The 15,984-nt window shown below is 40.2% G+C and carries 14 protein-coding genes and 2 pseudogenes; 11 read left to right on the top strand and 5 right to left on the bottom strand.

All coding sequences use genetic code 11. From position 1 onward, the window contains the following. The first annotated feature begins 28 nt into the window (after positions 1-28). The 7 genes and pseudogenes from ADU22_RS03680 to ADU22_RS25485 form a co-directional block, all read left to right on the top strand. On the top strand, positions 29-1,156 hold the full coding sequence (locus ADU22_RS03680) for a DegT/DnrJ/EryC1/StrS family aminotransferase (protein WP_053360962.1): 1,128 nt from the start codon (positions 29-31) through the stop codon (positions 1,154-1,156). A gap of 1,321 nt (positions 1,157-2,477) precedes the next feature. Beyond that, positions 2,478-2,930, top strand: a pseudogene (locus tag ADU22_RS03675) (GDP-mannose 4,6-dehydratase); the annotation flags it as partial. 428 nt (positions 2,931-3,358) lie between these two features. Beyond that, entirely contained in the window at positions 3,359-4,132 is a 774-nt protein-coding gene (locus ADU22_RS03670; protein ID WP_053360960.1) for a hypothetical protein, read from the top strand. A 1,016-nt stretch (positions 4,133-5,148) separates the two neighbouring features. Next, on the top strand, positions 5,149-5,556 hold the full coding sequence (locus ADU22_RS03665) for a hypothetical protein (RefSeq protein ID WP_053360959.1): 408 nt from the start codon (positions 5,149-5,151) through the stop codon (positions 5,554-5,556). Between the two features lie 13 nt (positions 5,557-5,569). Continuing rightward, the gene (locus tag ADU22_RS03660; protein ID WP_053360958.1) at positions 5,570-6,205 is read left to right on the top strand and encodes a hypothetical protein; all 636 of its coding nucleotides are present in this window, start codon (positions 5,570-5,572) and stop codon (positions 6,203-6,205) included. A gap of 3 nt (positions 6,206-6,208) precedes the next feature. Continuing rightward, positions 6,209-7,063, top strand: a complete 855-nt coding sequence (locus tag ADU22_RS03655; RefSeq protein ID WP_053360957.1) for a hypothetical protein — start codon at positions 6,209-6,211, stop codon at positions 7,061-7,063. A gap of 197 nt (positions 7,064-7,260) precedes the next feature. Further along, positions 7,261-7,401 (top strand): annotated as a pseudogene (locus tag ADU22_RS25485) (ATP-binding protein); the annotation flags it as partial. A 55-nt stretch (positions 7,402-7,456) separates the two neighbouring features. Here the strand turns inward: ADU22_RS25485 and ADU22_RS03650 are convergent. Continuing rightward, a complete protein-coding gene (locus ADU22_RS03650; protein WP_053360956.1) occupies positions 7,457-7,885 on the bottom strand; it encodes a VanZ family protein in 429 nt (142 codons plus the stop codon). Positions 7,886-8,155: 270 nt separating this feature from the next. Between ADU22_RS03650 and ADU22_RS03645 the strand changes: the two genes are divergently transcribed. The 3 genes from ADU22_RS03645 (at position 8,156) to ADU22_RS03635 (ending at position 10,929) form a co-directional block, all read left to right on the top strand. Continuing rightward, positions 8,156-9,691, top strand: a complete 1,536-nt coding sequence (locus tag ADU22_RS03645) for a YifB family Mg chelatase-like AAA ATPase (protein ID WP_053360955.1) — start codon at positions 8,156-8,158, stop codon at positions 9,689-9,691. Continuing rightward, positions 9,691-10,266, top strand: coding sequence for an REP-associated tyrosine transposase (locus ADU22_RS03640; RefSeq protein ID WP_053360954.1), 576 nt, complete (start codon positions 9,691-9,693; stop codon positions 10,264-10,266). Before ADU22_RS03645 ends, ADU22_RS03640 begins: the two co-directional genes overlap by 1 nt. Positions 10,267-10,365: 99 nt before the next feature. After that, entirely contained in the window at positions 10,366-10,929 is a 564-nt protein-coding gene (locus ADU22_RS03635; RefSeq protein ID WP_053360953.1) for a DUF7686 domain-containing protein, read from the top strand. A gap of 601 nt (positions 10,930-11,530) precedes the next feature. Here the strand turns inward: ADU22_RS03635 and ADU22_RS03630 are convergent. The 3 genes from ADU22_RS03630 to ADU22_RS03620 all read right to left on the bottom strand — a co-directional run bounded on the left by ADU22_RS03630 (position 11,531) and on the right by ADU22_RS03620 (position 13,678). After that, positions 11,531-12,079, bottom strand: coding sequence for a competence protein ComK (locus tag ADU22_RS03630; protein ID WP_053360952.1), 549 nt, complete (start codon positions 12,077-12,079; stop codon positions 11,531-11,533). 214 nt (positions 12,080-12,293) lie between these two features. Continuing rightward, positions 12,294-12,575 (bottom strand): helix-turn-helix domain-containing protein, encoded by a 282-nt coding sequence (locus tag ADU22_RS24890; protein ID WP_053360951.1) that lies wholly within the window; start codon positions 12,573-12,575, stop codon positions 12,294-12,296. 518 nt (positions 12,576-13,093) lie between these two features. Continuing rightward, the gene (locus tag ADU22_RS03620) at positions 13,094-13,678 is read right to left on the bottom strand and encodes a TetR/AcrR family transcriptional regulator (protein WP_053360950.1); all 585 of its coding nucleotides are present in this window, start codon (positions 13,676-13,678) and stop codon (positions 13,094-13,096) included. Positions 13,679-13,829: 151 nt separating this feature from the next. Between ADU22_RS03620 and ADU22_RS03615 the strand changes: the two genes are divergently transcribed. Then, on the top strand, positions 13,830-14,564 hold the full coding sequence (locus tag ADU22_RS03615) for an SDR family NAD(P)-dependent oxidoreductase (protein WP_053360949.1): 735 nt from the start codon (positions 13,830-13,832) through the stop codon (positions 14,562-14,564). Between the two features lie 585 nt (positions 14,565-15,149). Here the strand turns inward: ADU22_RS03615 and ADU22_RS03610 are convergent. Then, positions 15,150-15,983: a hypothetical protein gene (locus ADU22_RS03610; protein WP_053360948.1), complete on the bottom strand. Its 834-nt coding sequence runs from the start codon at positions 15,981-15,983 to the stop codon at positions 15,150-15,152. Between the last annotated feature and the right edge of the window lies 1 nt (position 15,984).

Here is a 15,984-nt window from a genome sequence, read left to right as displayed (position 1 = left end):
TGCCTTAACACGACTCTTGAGGTGAAAAATGGAATTTAGAGACTTGAATATTCAGTATAAGAGGTATAAGAAAGACATTGATACTGCCATACAGGAAGTATTAAGTAATGCAAATTTTATAAGTGGTAAAGAAATAAAAGAGCTTGAAGCTCAATTAGCTGAATATGTAGGTGTGAAGCATTGTATTACTTGTGCTAATGGAACTGAAGCAATGACTTTGGTATTAATGTCATGGGGAATTAAAGAAGGCGATGCAGTATTTTTACCAGACTTTACGTTTTTTTCTACGGGTGAAGTTGTCTCATATAGGGGGGCAACTCCTGTTTTTGTAGATGTAGATAGAGAAACATTTAATTTAGATACGGTTAAATTAGAAATAGCAATAAATAAGGTTCTCGAAGAAGGTAAATTAACACCGAAAGTTATCATCCCGGTTGATTTATTTGGCCTTCCTGCAAATCATAACAAAATAAAGGAAATTGCTAATAAGTATAATTTACTAGTTTTAGAAGACGGGGCTCAAGGTTTTGGTGGCCATATCAATGGCAAAAGGGCATGCGGTTTCGGCGATGCTGCAACGACATCATTCTTTCCAGCGAAGCCATTAGGCTGTTATGGAGATGGAGGGGCCATTTTTACCAATGATAGTGAACTAGCAAGTTTACTCAATTCTTTAAAAGTGCATGGAAAAGGCGAAAATAAGTACGACAATGTCAGGATTGGAGTTAATTCAAGACTTGATACAATCCAGGCCGCTATTTTAAAGGTTAAGTTAAAGGCATTTATTGAACATGAGGTAGAAGATGTTAATAGAGCTTATAACTTATATAACGAAAGATTAGCTGGAATAGTGGAGACGCCATATATTCCAGAAGGTTATTATTCCAGCTTTGCCCAATATACTATTAAGCTTCAAAACAAAGAACAACGAGACGGCTTGCAAGCCAAGTTGAAGGAAAAAGGGATTCCGAGCATGGTTTATTATGTAAAACCTATGCATAAACAGGAAGCTTTCTCTTACTTAGAGTTTAATGATCAGGATTTTGAAGTAACAGAGAGGCTTTGTCATACAGTCTTATCATTGCCTATGCATCCTTATTTGAGTGAAGAGGATATTGATGCTGTTTGTAGTGTGATCGAGGGTTATTTGGGTTAAATTAACTAAAACTATACCATCTAACATATAATAATTTTGCTCCCAATCATGGTTGGGAGCTTTTTTTTGACTCGCAGATAGTGCCTGTCACTACCCGAATTTTCTCGTTTCACAATTTGTTCCACAAGGCAGCAAGTCTGGGCACACTGGATGCTATCTACGGAACACCGGGTGCCAGACACCATCCAGAAATTTGAAATTAATCAAGGAAGGCTCCCTCACATTAGGGGCCTTCTTTTTATATTTGGCCATTTGACGCTTCTCGCTACTTATCCTGTCATTTCTTCTTCTAAGCTGGCCGCTTTGGTGATGGATTTCAGTTTTAAGTAAAACTACTTGTAGTTACTTGCAACAGCAAGAGAATCTACCTGAGGAATTTTCAAAAAAATTTAATAGTGAAAATGCAGATTAGTAAGGAGAGCGCAAATATCAAGTTCGATCCTAAACGAATGGAATTGCTTTTAAAGAACCCTTCTTATCCTTCCTGATGTTTGTTAATACAAAAGTCCCTAACGTAACAAATTAAAAAATAGTTATTTTTAAACCAATAATTACAAGTAATATGGTATTATCTTCTTGTAAGAGTGCTTTTGGAGGGGTTCGTTTTTACTAAATAATGTGAAGATGGGTGAAGAGATGGCACGTAAAACAAGAAGTGATTGTACAGTGGGCACTTTCGAAAAGAAACACGGACTTCCGCCAGGAACAATCAGAAACACGGATGGAAGAGACACTAGAAGTGATAAAAAAATAGGTACAATTCGAAAAGAAGCAAAAAGAAAATAATAAGGGATATCGAAACGGTTTCTGTCCAGGGAAGCTGATAAGAAAAAATCGGAGAGTATGTGATTACAGCCAAGGGCCTTGCCATCTTTGTTACCACTGCTCGCCAAGGAATTTACCAGGCTACGCCAAGACATTTACCAATGTATAGAAAAGCTCTGCAGATTAACATTCCAGAAATCTGATTGAGAACGGTGCCTGTCACTCCCCGAATAACCCTGTTTCACATTTGTTCCACAAGTAGGTTTCAAGAAGGTGAATTTTTCAAAAGTTGATTGAGCCTGCAAGGTTGTTGGAATTTATGATCTAAATGAGTATAAGCCTAATATTGCCGTTATCCCGGCTGCCCAAGTAGGGCGGGCGCTATTCCATTGAAAACCCGGATGTCTATATCCAATAGTAACCGTGCCTGTCACTCCCCGAAAAATCTTGTTCCACAGTTCGTTCCACAAGTTGGTGTAGAGAAGGTAATTGAACAGGGAGTTTCTTTTATGAAAATAGCTTAATTAAGGCTGCAAGGTCGGGGATTGATGATTTAAAAGAGTCCAAGCCGAATATTGTCGTTAATCTGGCTGCACAAGCAGGGGTGTGCTATTCCATTGAAAACCCGTATGTCTATATCTATAGGAAAGTGATTGGCTTCTATAACATTCTTGAACCTGCCAAGCATAACCCGGTAGATCATTTGGTTTATGTTTCTTCAAGCTCTGTACGCCTGCTAAGCCGCCCTCCAGCCGGGGAGATAGCAGCCCCTCATAAGGTATACAATCTCGGCAATAACAGCCTAGAGAAGCTGATGACATTTATTGAAACTCTAGAGAAGTGCCTGAGCAAATCACTGGGCAGGGAAGTCATGTTTGAAAAGAGCTTTGAAACAATCAAGCCAGGCGATGTACCAGCCACCTATGCATCAACTTAACAGTTAGAGAATGCTGTTGGGTTTAAGCCGAAGACTTCCATTGAGGAAGGGTTGCAGAGGTTTACCGATTAGTATGTGGAGTATTATGGGGTGGAGTAGATTATAAGTGAGTCACTTCCTTTTATAAGGAATGGCTTTTTTTTTTGCACATAGGTGTCTGAAAAACCTGTATTCATTTAATTATTCTAATTTTTCGCGTTAAAAGTAAAGTTCGAAAAGGAAAATTGTCTCCTGTGGTTTTTAAACTGGAATAAAAAAGAATTTCAGTAATGGAACCTTCCATAAATTAGCCACCTTTTTAGTTTATATTCAATAAATTATGAGTCTTTTCGTGTGGCTCTGGACGATTCCCGTGCTTCTTTTTGTAGGGAAGTTTAAGCGCGGTAAACCGTCTTATACTTCCTGTAAGTTAAAAGGAGGAAATCAAAATTAGCCATTTAAAAGAATTACTATTAGAAAAGGGTGTACATCAAGACTATTTAAATTTCCTTACATTAGAAATGGTTAAAAGTGATAAATATTATCAATCTTTTTTTGAGAATGAATCATCTGAATCTAATGTTATAGTTCCAGTAAGGGATATTAAAGGTTTAACCGACACTAGGGGTGAAGAAAATCGGTCTTGGTGGGATCATGCAACTTTGAGAGCTGGTAAATTGTCAGTAACACGATTTAATAGCTTTGGGGAAAAATTAAAAGAAACCAATCTAGAGGAATTTAGACAATGGTTTATCAGTGATAATTTTCCTTTAATGAAGCTGGTATATTACAAGGAATTCAATGAATATTATGTAGAGACAGATGGAAACCATCGAACAGTTTGGGCTAAGTTGATAGATGCAGAATTTATTAAAGCAAAGGTCGTAAATTGCCGTTTAAACATTCAAAAATTCAAGGAAATAAATAGAAAAGAGCAACAAAAACTAAATAACTTTATAATAATTGAAAAGCTAAAAATTGATTTTGAAAAATACATTCAGAGATATGGATTTTCTATTAATTATGGCTACATTATATATAAAGGCGAAAGGTTGATGCTCTGTTATCCGCCAAAGTTGTATTATAGCAATGATCAGGTTGTAGAGTTTTTTAAAACATATATTAGAGAGGTTAAGAGTAACCTTAGAGACTTAGAGAATGAATATCATAAGTTAAAGAAAATACCCCGAATACTGAGAAGCATTTACATTATATTGGCTATGCAAATACCACGTAAACGTGATACTTTTATAACGTTATCTATACTTATTAAAAAAGGATGGAATATAATATAATTCTTATACCGTACTAATTCGCATTTAAAGCCGGATTCTTTCGTCACCCAACTATTACTACAACACTGAAGTTAAAGCTTGCAGGCGCTTCAACCGTCTTATCCTATTTTGATAGGAAAATCAAGATCACTCAATGGCCTATGTGACCTTTAGAATAAATATATGCTTGGAAAGAACAAGCCAGTTCTCACGCTGTGCTTGTTCTTTTTTTTTAGCCTGAAAAGAGTAGTCAGATCCTATTTTGCTATGAGTTGCTCGGTTATTAAAATAATAGTATTTACTAGGTATTTATGTGCTTAATTTACAAATAGTAGTGTTTAAAATAACAAGGGTGCGATGGTAACGAGTGAGAGAGTTCTACAAGAATTTGAAACTCGATACCGCCATAAAGGGCCGGTGCCTGTCACTCCCCGAAAAATTTTGTTTCAGGATCTGTTCCACAAAAGGATAGAAAAGGTTGGCTGGTCTCGATGTCCTGGCTGATTTTTTCTATCTTTTTCTTTTGGGGTTTGAAGGAGTTTCTTATTTACGTTGAATGCTTAGTGAGGGGCGGTTTGCTGCTATAATCCCTCTAATGCTTCTCCTTTTATACTCTCTACTGTGTTTTTTCTTCTCATATTTTTTCTCGGAAATCTCAACGATCTATTTCTCTATTCTTATGAATTATAAAAATCTTATAGAATATTGTAGTGCCTGTCACTCCCCGAAATATCTTGTTTCACGATTTGTTCCATAAGTGGATTTGAGAAGGTAAATTTTTTGAGAATTAGCTTAATCAAGTCTGCAAGCTTGTGCGGATTAATTTCTAAATGAGTACAAGCACTATTCAAAGCAATGTTATTGGCTTCTATAACATTCTAGAAGCCCGCACATGTAATTATTTTTTGTTTTGAGTAGGTCCTGCTAGTATTATAGACTTTATATGTATTGGTTAAAACTGGTTTGCAGTATAATGTAAATGAATAGTTTGCAAAATGAAGTATTTAAATTATAGGGGATAAGGAGTGAATTAGTTTATGGCGAAATATAGTAATATTAAAGTTGAGGGTAACAAAGAAACTGCAGTGGTGATTGGGCCTGGCTCAGTGTTGTTTAACAAGAACGAATTTAACCAGAAATCTAAGAATATCTCATCTGATAAACAGGTTTGGGAAAAAGTAATGCAGGAAATGAAAAATTTGCAGAAAGAAATTAGAAATTTACCGGATGAGGTTGAAGAGATACGTGATAGAGAATTAGTCCCTTTAGTGTCTCAGTGTAAAGGGGAAGCGGAAGAGATACAAGAAAAACCAGAAAAGGAAAAAGCAAATTTTTATGATAATATGAATAAAATTATAGATATTGCAAGTAAGTCCGTATTAATTTTAGATAAAATAAAACCGTATGTAAATCGTATTTTTACATTGATTGTGGATAGTAATTAGAAGGAGGATACAAATGTATATCGTCCCTGGATTAGATGATGTAAAGATAGCCTGTATCACATTGAAAGTGAAAGGAGTCGAACTATTTGGTTTTTTACTTTACTCAGATAGTGATCGCGTTTTAGTTGACTACATGAAGGAGGGAATTTTTGAATTAGATATTATAACAGGAAATCAGTGTGTCTTATTTGTAATTGAGCCGCCTTCAAAAAAATGGTTTAGCTATGTAAAACAAAAACAGCATATTTGGTGGGATTCCTATGGCACGCGGTATACTAAGAAGCGAAGGCTAGTGGATAAATTGTCGGAATCTTTGCGTAATTTCACAACAAAGTTTAGTGGAATCACTGTAGATGGAAATAGTAATTGTACAATTGTAATTGGTAATGATAATTCCGTGCGGCTTGACTCTCTTATTCAAGAAGAATATAACGTAGTATTTGACCGGCAGGAGGCATTAAACATTGCAAAACACTTTGGTGTGGAATATAGATCTTTACCATGCATTGTATTTTTTAACGAGTTGGAAGGTAATGAAATAGTTATTAAATATCTCGGGAATCATAAAGATCAAACATCAATAAAAAATTATTTAAGAAGTTTTTTTGATAGTGAAGAATTTAAGAAACTTATAGAAAGCGGTGTATAGGAAGTGGAGTTAGAAAATAGAAGGCTTTCTACATCCGTACAACAGGCTCTATATTCAGCGAATTTAGAATTATTGCCTGAAGAGATTCGAACAGACGATCTGTTTAATTGGATATATCAATTTACAACTCCAGTAAATACCTTGAACATAGTTGAGGATGATAGATGGAATGTGAATAGGGAACGCTTCGTTGTGGATTCTATAGCAAAGATGGTTAAAAACTCTACAATGGTATGTTTAAATTATTATTTCACTTCCATTTTTATGATTGGGCGCCAAATGAAAATTTCCTATCAACAAATAGAGAGCATTAGGCAGTCCTTATCAGAGAGCAATTTGGATAGGACTTTTTACGAAAATATGGACATAATACCTCAACATGATAAAAGTGAGTTTATCCAATATTTAACCAAAATTTTAGAGGAAGCATTAGATGTTCAGTATTATAATTATGGAGTAGCATGTGAGCTTTGGGATATGTGGAAACATGAGGTAGAGCATTATAAGAATATGTTAGAAGATATCGAGATATCCGGCGAAATTTATAATGTTTATAATTTAGGAAGGGATGCGCCTAGTAAAAGGGAAGATGTTATATATTATATTATCCAACTCACTTCCTATGAATTTGTTCAGTTGCCATTACATAAAATGCTTATTAAAAATGGACTTCGCTCACATGCTTCTTATGATGAAATTTTTGCAGAGAATTTGTATCTATTCTCAAGTGTTTTACACTACTTGTTTCCTCCATTTGAGAATAGAGAAATTAATGCAAGATATTACAGAAAATATTTTTCTAGACTTAGCAAAGGCATAAAGAAATTAAGTAAAGTCAGAAAACAGAGAAAAGGCTAAGCTAGATTTATAAAGAACACTGGGTGCCAGGTAGCATCCAAAAATTTGGATGGGTTATTAAGTGGACCTCCAGGGTTCGGAAAAAGTGTGCTTACAGAGGCTTAACCAACCATTTTTCCTGGTTTAAATTCTGAAGAAGCCCTAGAGTTGTTTAGTATTACCAACTAGGCAGGGTAGAATTTCCTTATTTTCAATACCGTCCTATGAGACAACCTCATCATTCGGCATCCGGAGTTTCCTTGTTGGGCGGTGGAACCTATCCTAAACCTGGCGAAATATCATTTGCACATCACGGAATCCTCTTTCTTGATGAGTCGAGCAATATTGCACGTACGTGATAGAAGAGAAGAGAGGTTGGTAAAGTTTTGGAGGGTGCCTGGCCCCCAGGGTTATTTATTTATTCTCCGGAGAATAAATTGATTCCCTTGTGAAAACTTTTTCAATGATATAGAAAAATACAACAGTTATGATACCGATGAAATTAGCAAAAAGATCATAAAAATCGGCACCCCGTCCAAAAAAGGGTTGAAGTAACTCTGTGACAATGGCAAAAAGCAATGAAATAATAAATGCTAAATTTAATCGTTGAGCATTTATAAATAACAAACAGGTTAAAATAGCAAACATTAGAGCATGACCAGTTATCTCGAAAACACTAACTTGTATGAAGGGATAAAAGGGGAAATACATATCGGAGGAAGGGCTAGGAATAATATTAAAAGGTATCTGTCCTTTTACTAGTAACGCCTCTAAGCTCTGTGTAAATACGCCTATGCATATTAGGGAACGGTGCCTGTCACTTCTCGGAAAATCTTGTTTCACGGTCTGTTCCACAAGAGAGATAGAGAAGGTTGGCTGGCCTTGGTGTGCTGTTTGATTTTTTCTATCTTTTTCTTTTGGTATTGAAGGTGTTTTTGATTTTATGTTGAATGTTTAGTGAGTGGCGGTTTGCTGCCATTATCCCTCTGATGCTTCTCCTGCTATTCCTCTGCTGTGTTTTTTCTTCTCATATTCTTTTCGAGAAATTCTCTAAACGCTCTATTTTTCTAATCTCTCGGATCATTAAAATTTAATAGTTTTGGAGGTTCTGCTATGACGGTTAAGGTATCCAGTATCGGTTTGAAGGGGCTGGAGGGCTATGTTGTCCAGGTTGAGGTGAGGATTTCGCCCGGGACGGAGTCGATGGTGATTGTCGGGCTGCCGGATGCATCTGTGAAGGAGTCACGGGAGCGGGTGATTGCGGCGCTGAGTCATTTTGCTGCGGATCTGACGGATCAGAAGGTGGTAGTAAACTTGTCGCCTGCGGAGCAAAAGAAGAATGGGCCGCTATTTGATCTGGCGATTGCGATTGCTGCCTTGAAGGAATTAAATGTGATTCAGAGCGAAATTCCCTTGGATACGGCATTTATCGGGGCTTTGTCGCTGGACGGCACGGTCCAAAAAGCGGAAGGGATGCTGCCGGCCTTGGTATCTGCTGCTGCCCTAGGGTTGAAACGAGTTTACTTTCCTCATGATCCCCATATCCCGGTTCATATGCTCGAGAATATCGAGTGTGTCGTTGTCCAGCACATTGAAGAGGTTGTCAACCATCTTGAAGGACAGAAATCCCTTTCCTTCTCTGCTGCTATTCCTCTTTCCAGCCCCATTCACCTCGCTTCCAAAATGTATCTGAAAGACTTTTGCCATGTAATCGGCCATGAGTATCCCAAACGCGCACTGGAAATTGCAGCAGCTGGGGAGCATAATGTGCTGATGAGCGGTCCTCCAGGGTGCGGCAAAAGCCTGCTTGCAGAAACGTTTCCGTCCATCTTTCCAGCATTGACGAACAAGGCACAGCTTGAAGTTTTCAGCCTTTACCAGCTGGCAGGGGAAAAGCGGAGCAACGGCCAAAGTATTCCCTTCAGACACCCCCATCATTCCGCTTCTTCCGTTGCCATTATCGGAGGCGGTTCGACACCGAGACCAGGTGAAATTTCGCTTGCCCACCACGGAATTTTGTTCCTCGATGAAATGGCGGAATTTGCGAAGAAGACGCTTGATATGCTTCGCCAGCCGCTTGAGACAGGCACCGTGACGATCTCACGCGCTCTTTCTACTGTGACCTATCCTTCCTCGTTTCTTTTAATTGGGGCGATGAATCCTTGTCCGTGTGGCTACCTTGGTTCCAGCCGCCATTATTGCACATGCACACCGAAGCAGATTCAGGCATATCAGAATCGCTTATCGGGACCTGTTTATGACCGGGTTGATATTTTGCTGGCTTTAAAATCGGTTTCTTTGGAACAAGGCACAACCAACCAGGAGACTTCCAGCACGGTCCGAAAAAGGGTGGCCAAGGCGCGTGAGCTCCAATACTTGCGCTACGGGATGGACATTCCCAACAGCAAAGTGCCTTTTGAAGTGCTGGCAGAAAGCAGCCCGCTGACGAACGAGCAGCAAAGATTGCTTGCAAAGGTGGCTTCCAAGCACAACTGGAGCAACCGTGTGCAGATCAAAATTATCCGGCTGGCAAGAACGATTTCCGACTTGGCAGGCGAAAAGGACATCACTGACAGTTCTTTATGGGAAGCTTTTAATTTAAGAAGATGGAGTGCCCCTAAAAAACAAAGCATCGCGAGGGAGACATAATGCCGCGTCCAAAGAGAGTCTGGATTCCCAAGCGCTTTTACCATATTGTCTGTCGGGGAAACCGGCGAGACCCTTTGTTTCGCAACGTGACCGACTTTGAAGCCTTTTTCCATATCCTCGAACAGCTCCATGAAAAGCATCCATTTGAAATCGCCTCTTATTGCCTGATGACGAATCATTACCATCTCCAAATTCGGTCATGTGACACCCCGTTATCCAAACTCATGGCGCTCATCAACAAGCGCTATGCGAATTATTACAATACAAAATACAAGCTTACCGGGCATGTCTATGAAAAACGGTTCTATGACAAGCTGATCGATGGAAAGGAAGGCATGCTTGAAGTCAGCCGCTACATCCACCTCAACCCCGTTGCCGCCAGGATGGTCAGGGAGCCAGAGAATTATCGATGGAGCAGTTTTCACCTATATAAATATCCCAAAGCCGCAGCACCTCTCTTTGTGAATGTTGAAATACTGCTGAGGTATTATGAAGGAACGGAGCTGGAGAAGAGGAGTAAGTACTGTAGCGGTGTAAAAGGGGACGTTCCCTTAAACCATCCTAGTGGGACTTAGTCCTGGCATTCTACATTTGGGCAGTGATGAGAAGGAAGTTGATGAGAAACGGGGTTTCCGTGTGATAAACTGGAAGAAAAACAAAACGTAGGTGAGTGTATGAGCCGGTGCGAGCGTTGTGATTCAAGGGAAGCAAATATTCATTTTGACCTGGAAGGAACGAGCCTGTACATATGTCATGATTGTTACTCTGAAATCATGGCAGAAGAAATGGATGTGCAGCTGGAGGAGGTTGCCCAATCTTTTTCTGTGAAGGATTTTCAAGGTGTTGAGCGAACCTTTCATGTGGAACGGCGGATCCATCCTAATGGGATCTATATGGAAGCTGCAGAAAGCATTGAATTGGGCTATAAATTTGCTGTGGATGGTGAACTGGACTGCAATCAGCAAGATTTGCTTCAAAAATTGATGAAGAAAGCACGGAAGGGTACGGGATTGCAGCAGGTTGAAGCAAAGGTGTATCCGGATGGTAGGGCCTACAATACGATGATTCATGATCAAATTACGGGTTTCCTGGAGTACGACCAAACCTCAGAGGACACTCCGCTTGTTATCATCGATGGAAAGCCATATACATGGGAAGAAGTAGGGAAGATGCTAACAACTTATGAAGGTTTTCAGATAAAGATAAAGACATATGAACCTTCGGATGATGTGGAGTAGGCGTTTGGAAAAGGGTTCGAATAGGGTTAGTTTCAAGAAGGCAGCGTTTGTCTATTGAGGAATGAAGGCCTTCTTGATGGAGAACTGCCTGCTATTTCAGAAAGAACTGTGAGAATTACCTAAGGGTTTAGAAAATTTTTTTTGTAGGGAAAGAGCGGGTTAAATATTCTAAAACCTGCTCATTTTCCTGGCCATTTCTTTGGTTTCAATATCCTGAAGGGGTCATCAATGGCATTAAGGCATTCTCAAAGGATATTGTAGCTGGTTGGGGTATTATTTTCCTGGCTTCTTGCTCTACTGGTCCCCTGTAATTCCTCTACAATTGCATCCGTGATGGCATCTTGAAAGAAAAGGTCAACTTCATAGTACCCCTCTTCCTTCGATTCGCGACTCCATGATATAAATGGTTCCTCTCTCAAAGGGCCTAAGCTCCACAATGCGATCTACTAAAATTGTAAAACGTTCAAACTTTATTTCCACTGCTGCACCTCCGGAATTTCTTTTCGTTTGATTGGTGGGACAGAGGGACAGGCACCATGTCCTGCCCGTTTGGAAAGGGCCAAACCACCCGCTGGGACAGAATCTGTCCCCATGTCCCATTTTACTTAGGTGCCTGCCTCTTCTTATTCTTCCGCCTCTTCTTCCGGACGGGCCTGGTTGCCGGGTCAAGGATGAAAGAGAAGGTGTGGTTGGCGGTTGCGCGTGTGATGATTTTCAGCTGTTCGGCGGACTGCAGTTTCGTGTTGAAGGATGTAAGGCGGATTGGGACGGTCAGGGTGCTGCCGTTGGTGAATAAGATGATGGTGTTCCTTCGCTGGCTGTAGGTTCTAAAGATGGGTTCCGGGTTGAACCAAATGGTGTCTTCGTGTCTGGCTGCGCGGGTGGGGAACAGGACGATTTGCTGGATGGGATTGACGACGAGCGGGCACATATGGGTACTGCCTAAGAGCCATCTTGCCGATTCCATCGCCCCTTTCAGGTTAAAGCCAATCCAGCGGATGCTGTCGGCGATGATTTCCAAGGGGGACTTGTCGACGATGAGGATCCTGTTTGTTTCAAATACGAGGCTGCAAAGCTTTCCATTGCGATCATAGTGGCCGGCCATGTGCATGAATTGCGGTTTGACGATGTAATGAGGTTCAATGAACAAATGCTTCGACTCCTTTTGCAGCAGGTCTGCTGGATAGATTTTTAGTTGAATCTGCTGGTATGTCAGGTAGAGAGCCTGGAAGTTGATTCTCGGTGATGCACGCCTTTCTGTTTGTTTTTAATGTAAACATGTGCGGCTGAATCCTTCGTAAGTTTTTGTTAGCGCTTACAAATTTAGGGTGGTGACTGGGCCAGGCTGCCGGGGAAGGAGGGGGTTATGAGAGGTCCCCTTCCTCCTTTGCTGGCTGCAGCGGCCAGTGTCCGTTCTTGCAGTATTCTTCATGGATCAGCCGGAAGAACTCAACCGGATGGATGTCGAGTGCGTAAGCGAGAGAATATAACGTGTCATTCAATGGCTGCTGGTGGTTGCCTTCAAGTTGCTGGATGGTCCTGGGATCCAGGCCGCTGTCTTCCGCCAGCTGCTCCTGTGATTTTAACTTCTGTTTTCTCAGTCTTACTAGCACATTGCCGATATGAACTGCATGGAATTTGCCCACGGTAAGTCTCCTTTTAAGACTATTACAAAATATGGGCCATTCTTTTAACACACAGTGGACTGCGGGAAAGTTGCATAAGGGAAACACTTGTTGGGTGATGAGTGATAATTGGTTATTGGGTTGGTGTTGGGGTGGCGGCAGCCCTTGGTATAGAAGGATTTTGGTTTGGTGGCGACAAATTGTGACAAATTTCGCAAAGGTTGGCTACATTGCAATCGGAATGCATCAATATATGGCTACTGTATCGGCACGATGTCGAAAAAGAGCAAACTCCCAACTCGACTGAATTTGGCCATACTAATCAAACGTTTGATTAAAGTCGCCTTGATATATCAACCTCGGTGAAGGGTGGCATCGAAGTTAATTCACCCTTTCACTCTCTATATAGGGGTGCAGGAAAGAACATGGCGGGGGATGAGGACTTGTGGACAATGAATTGCTTCACAGGCAAACCTAAATCAGAAAAGGCGATACCAGAGTACCGCCGATTTCCTTACTTCTTTAGGGAGAAAATGATGTCATATTTTCTTCAAATCTATTACTTGAGTGTTGGAGAGTGTTGTAAGTTGATCCATCATAAATTTCGCGGAATATTGGAATTTACCTTGAATCCAATAAAAGATTAGCCCTAGTGTGGCCTTCGTTTGATAATGTAAAAACATTTCATAATTGACCTTGCCCGTTGTGGACTTTGTCTCAATTAAAATATCCTTAGAAAAAATATGATAAAACAACTCCTCCATACGCTTTTTAAAATCTGTATGACTATTATGCAAGGCATAAAATTCTCGTTTGTTTTTTTCGATATACTCAAATATTTGAACCGTTGTAGGCGCTAAAGAATTTACATTGATCCTATTCTTATTTTCAAAGGGAGTTAAAATCGCTTCCCTTAATCCCTCTAACAGCTCGCACAAAGCTTCTTCCAGAAACTCTTCCTTATTTGAATAGTGGGCATAAAAGGTTGCTCTATTCAGGTCTGCATATTGTGCAATCATGGATACTGTAATTTCATGTCCCTTGTACTGTTCAATTAAATCAATGTAAGCATTTTTTAAAGAAAGTTTAGTCTTTTTAACTCTTCGATCTATTTTAAAATCCATATGGCCAGCTCCTATTCAAGTAAAACCCAACACTATAAGTATAACTGTTGTTTATGCTTCATTTGAAGCAGATGTGTTTACGTTCGTTTTCGAAAAAGATGTTAAATTAGAATTGTGAATATTTTAAGTATAAACAGGGAGGGAATTCTTTATGAGACTGGAAAACAAAATAGCGGTAGTAACTGGAGCTGCCTCCGGTATCGGTTATGCAATCGTAGAGAAGTTTGTTCAAGAAGGTGCAAAAGTCGTTGCTGGTGATATTACAGACACTATCTTTGACCTTGAAAAGACTTTTGGTGAAAAAGTAAAAGCTGTAAAAGTAGATGTCTCAAAAGAAGCAGATGTAAAAAACCTTATTGAAACAGCAGTAAGTACTTTTGGCAAACTGGATATCTTATGTAACAATGCTGGAATCATTGGAGCTTATGCAAACATCGAAGAATATACAGAGGAGCAATGGAATAAAGTAATTAGCATCAACATAAACGGCCCATTCTTTGGGATAAAACATGCGGTTCCTTATATGAAACAAAATGGTGGCGGTTCAATCGTAAATACCGTTTCTATTTCATCCAAACATGCGACTCCTGGATCGCCTGCTTATGTTACTTCAAAAGGTGCTGTTTTAATGTTAACCCGTCAAGCTGGTCACGATTATGCCCGTGATAACATTCGTGTCAACGGAATTTCTCCAGGCGTTGTTAATACCGGTATTTTGAAAGATGTAGACGAGGACATGTTAAAAGTATACTCAGAAGCCATCCCAATGGGAAGAATCGGTGAACCATCTGAACTGGCGAATGTCGCTTGCTTCCTGGCATCGGATGAAGCATCTTACGTAACTGGCCAAACCTACATTGTTGATGGTGGAAAAGATACAATTTAAAACATGGGGACGGTTCCGCCGTTCACCTAATTTTTCCCACTCTTATATATTGGGCTGATTTCTTAAAGTAAGCAACTTGTTGACGTTGTGACTTTGAGTGTTGCTATCAGAAAGGGCTACCCAGCTCAATAGGGTAGCTCTTTTGAATTTAGTTTGTTTAAACTCCCATTGGCTTGTAAAGTTAGTCCACAATGTTCCTTCCTGGGGTATCCAAGGAATTGTGTTCATCTACTAACCCATACAGGCGTACTCCCACTCTTATCCCCCGCGCTCTACATCCAATCAACAATAAACTCTATAGCAAAACTAACACAGGAAAAATAACCAAGTGGAAAACATAAGCGTCTCATTTTTGAGTGAATGCGTCGAATTATGGAAGGCAGTGAAAAAAGCATCATTATGACACACTAATCAAACGTTTGATTAAAGTCGCCTTGATAAATCAACCTCGGTGAAGGGTGGCATCGAAGTTAATTTTAGAACGGGTAATCAGGCGAGTTTTTGCTTGTTGGGCAATGGTTGTATTGCTGTCACAGTATGGCGAATCCTGGTGAGGCAGGGGGACGGTTCGTGTGATTTATTTACTTACTGGGGKGAGGCAGCAGAACCGTCCCCATGCTCTATTTCATACAGATCTTCGAAATAGAGTTCATTGAACTTTTTGGATAGGATGCCAAAGTAGTAGGCGAATGGGTTGCGGACGGTGTTGGATTTCAGCTTGCCGATCATTTGCTTGAATGAGTGAATGGCAATTTCCAGCACCTTGTCTGTTTTGTCTTCGCAGCTTTCCCGGTAGGCAGCGATGCAGGCCATTCTCCAGTACTCTTCGATGGTCTTGGCTGACGGGAAGAAGTTTTTAACTAGCTGGACGAAAGCTGTTGGTACAGTATCGCTCGTATAGGTGTCATCAAGGTCTGTGGATAAAGGTTCAACACTTGGTGAATTTTCCTCAGGAGCGGTTTCTTTACGTTTTTTTAGATCTTTATTTTTAGTTTTAAGAGGAATGATAGTTTCTTTAGGGTGGTTCAATTGCTGCTCTTTGGGTGGTTCACTTTTGGGAAAAGCGTTGAAGACATAGAGATTGCTGGTTTGTGAGCCGTTCTTTCTTTCGGTTTCATGGACGGTGATGATTCCCAGTTGAATGGCTTTTTGGACCATCCTTTTGAATGTGGAGCGGGAGATGCCGTTGCCTTCGTATTCCTGATGGATCGCTTTCAGGATTGTTCCAATCTTGGCGTTGCTGACGCCGGGAACCTTCGCGGCAAAGCGGACCAGCCGCTTCAAGCCAACCAGCTCACCTTTCGAGAACTCATGCTTATGTACCGCCAGCCACATTTCCATATGGGTGTTAAACTCTTTCAAACTGGCAAACTGGGAAAACTGTTCAAACTTGTCAATGGAGCCCGATTTTAAATTCATA

Origin of the sequence: Bacillus sp. FJAT-27251, assembly GCF_001273925.1 — a bacterium.
Classification (GTDB): Bacteria; Bacillota; Bacilli; order Bacillales; family Cytobacillaceae; genus Mesobacillus_B.
This window is presented reverse-complemented; position numbering and strand designations above follow the sequence as displayed.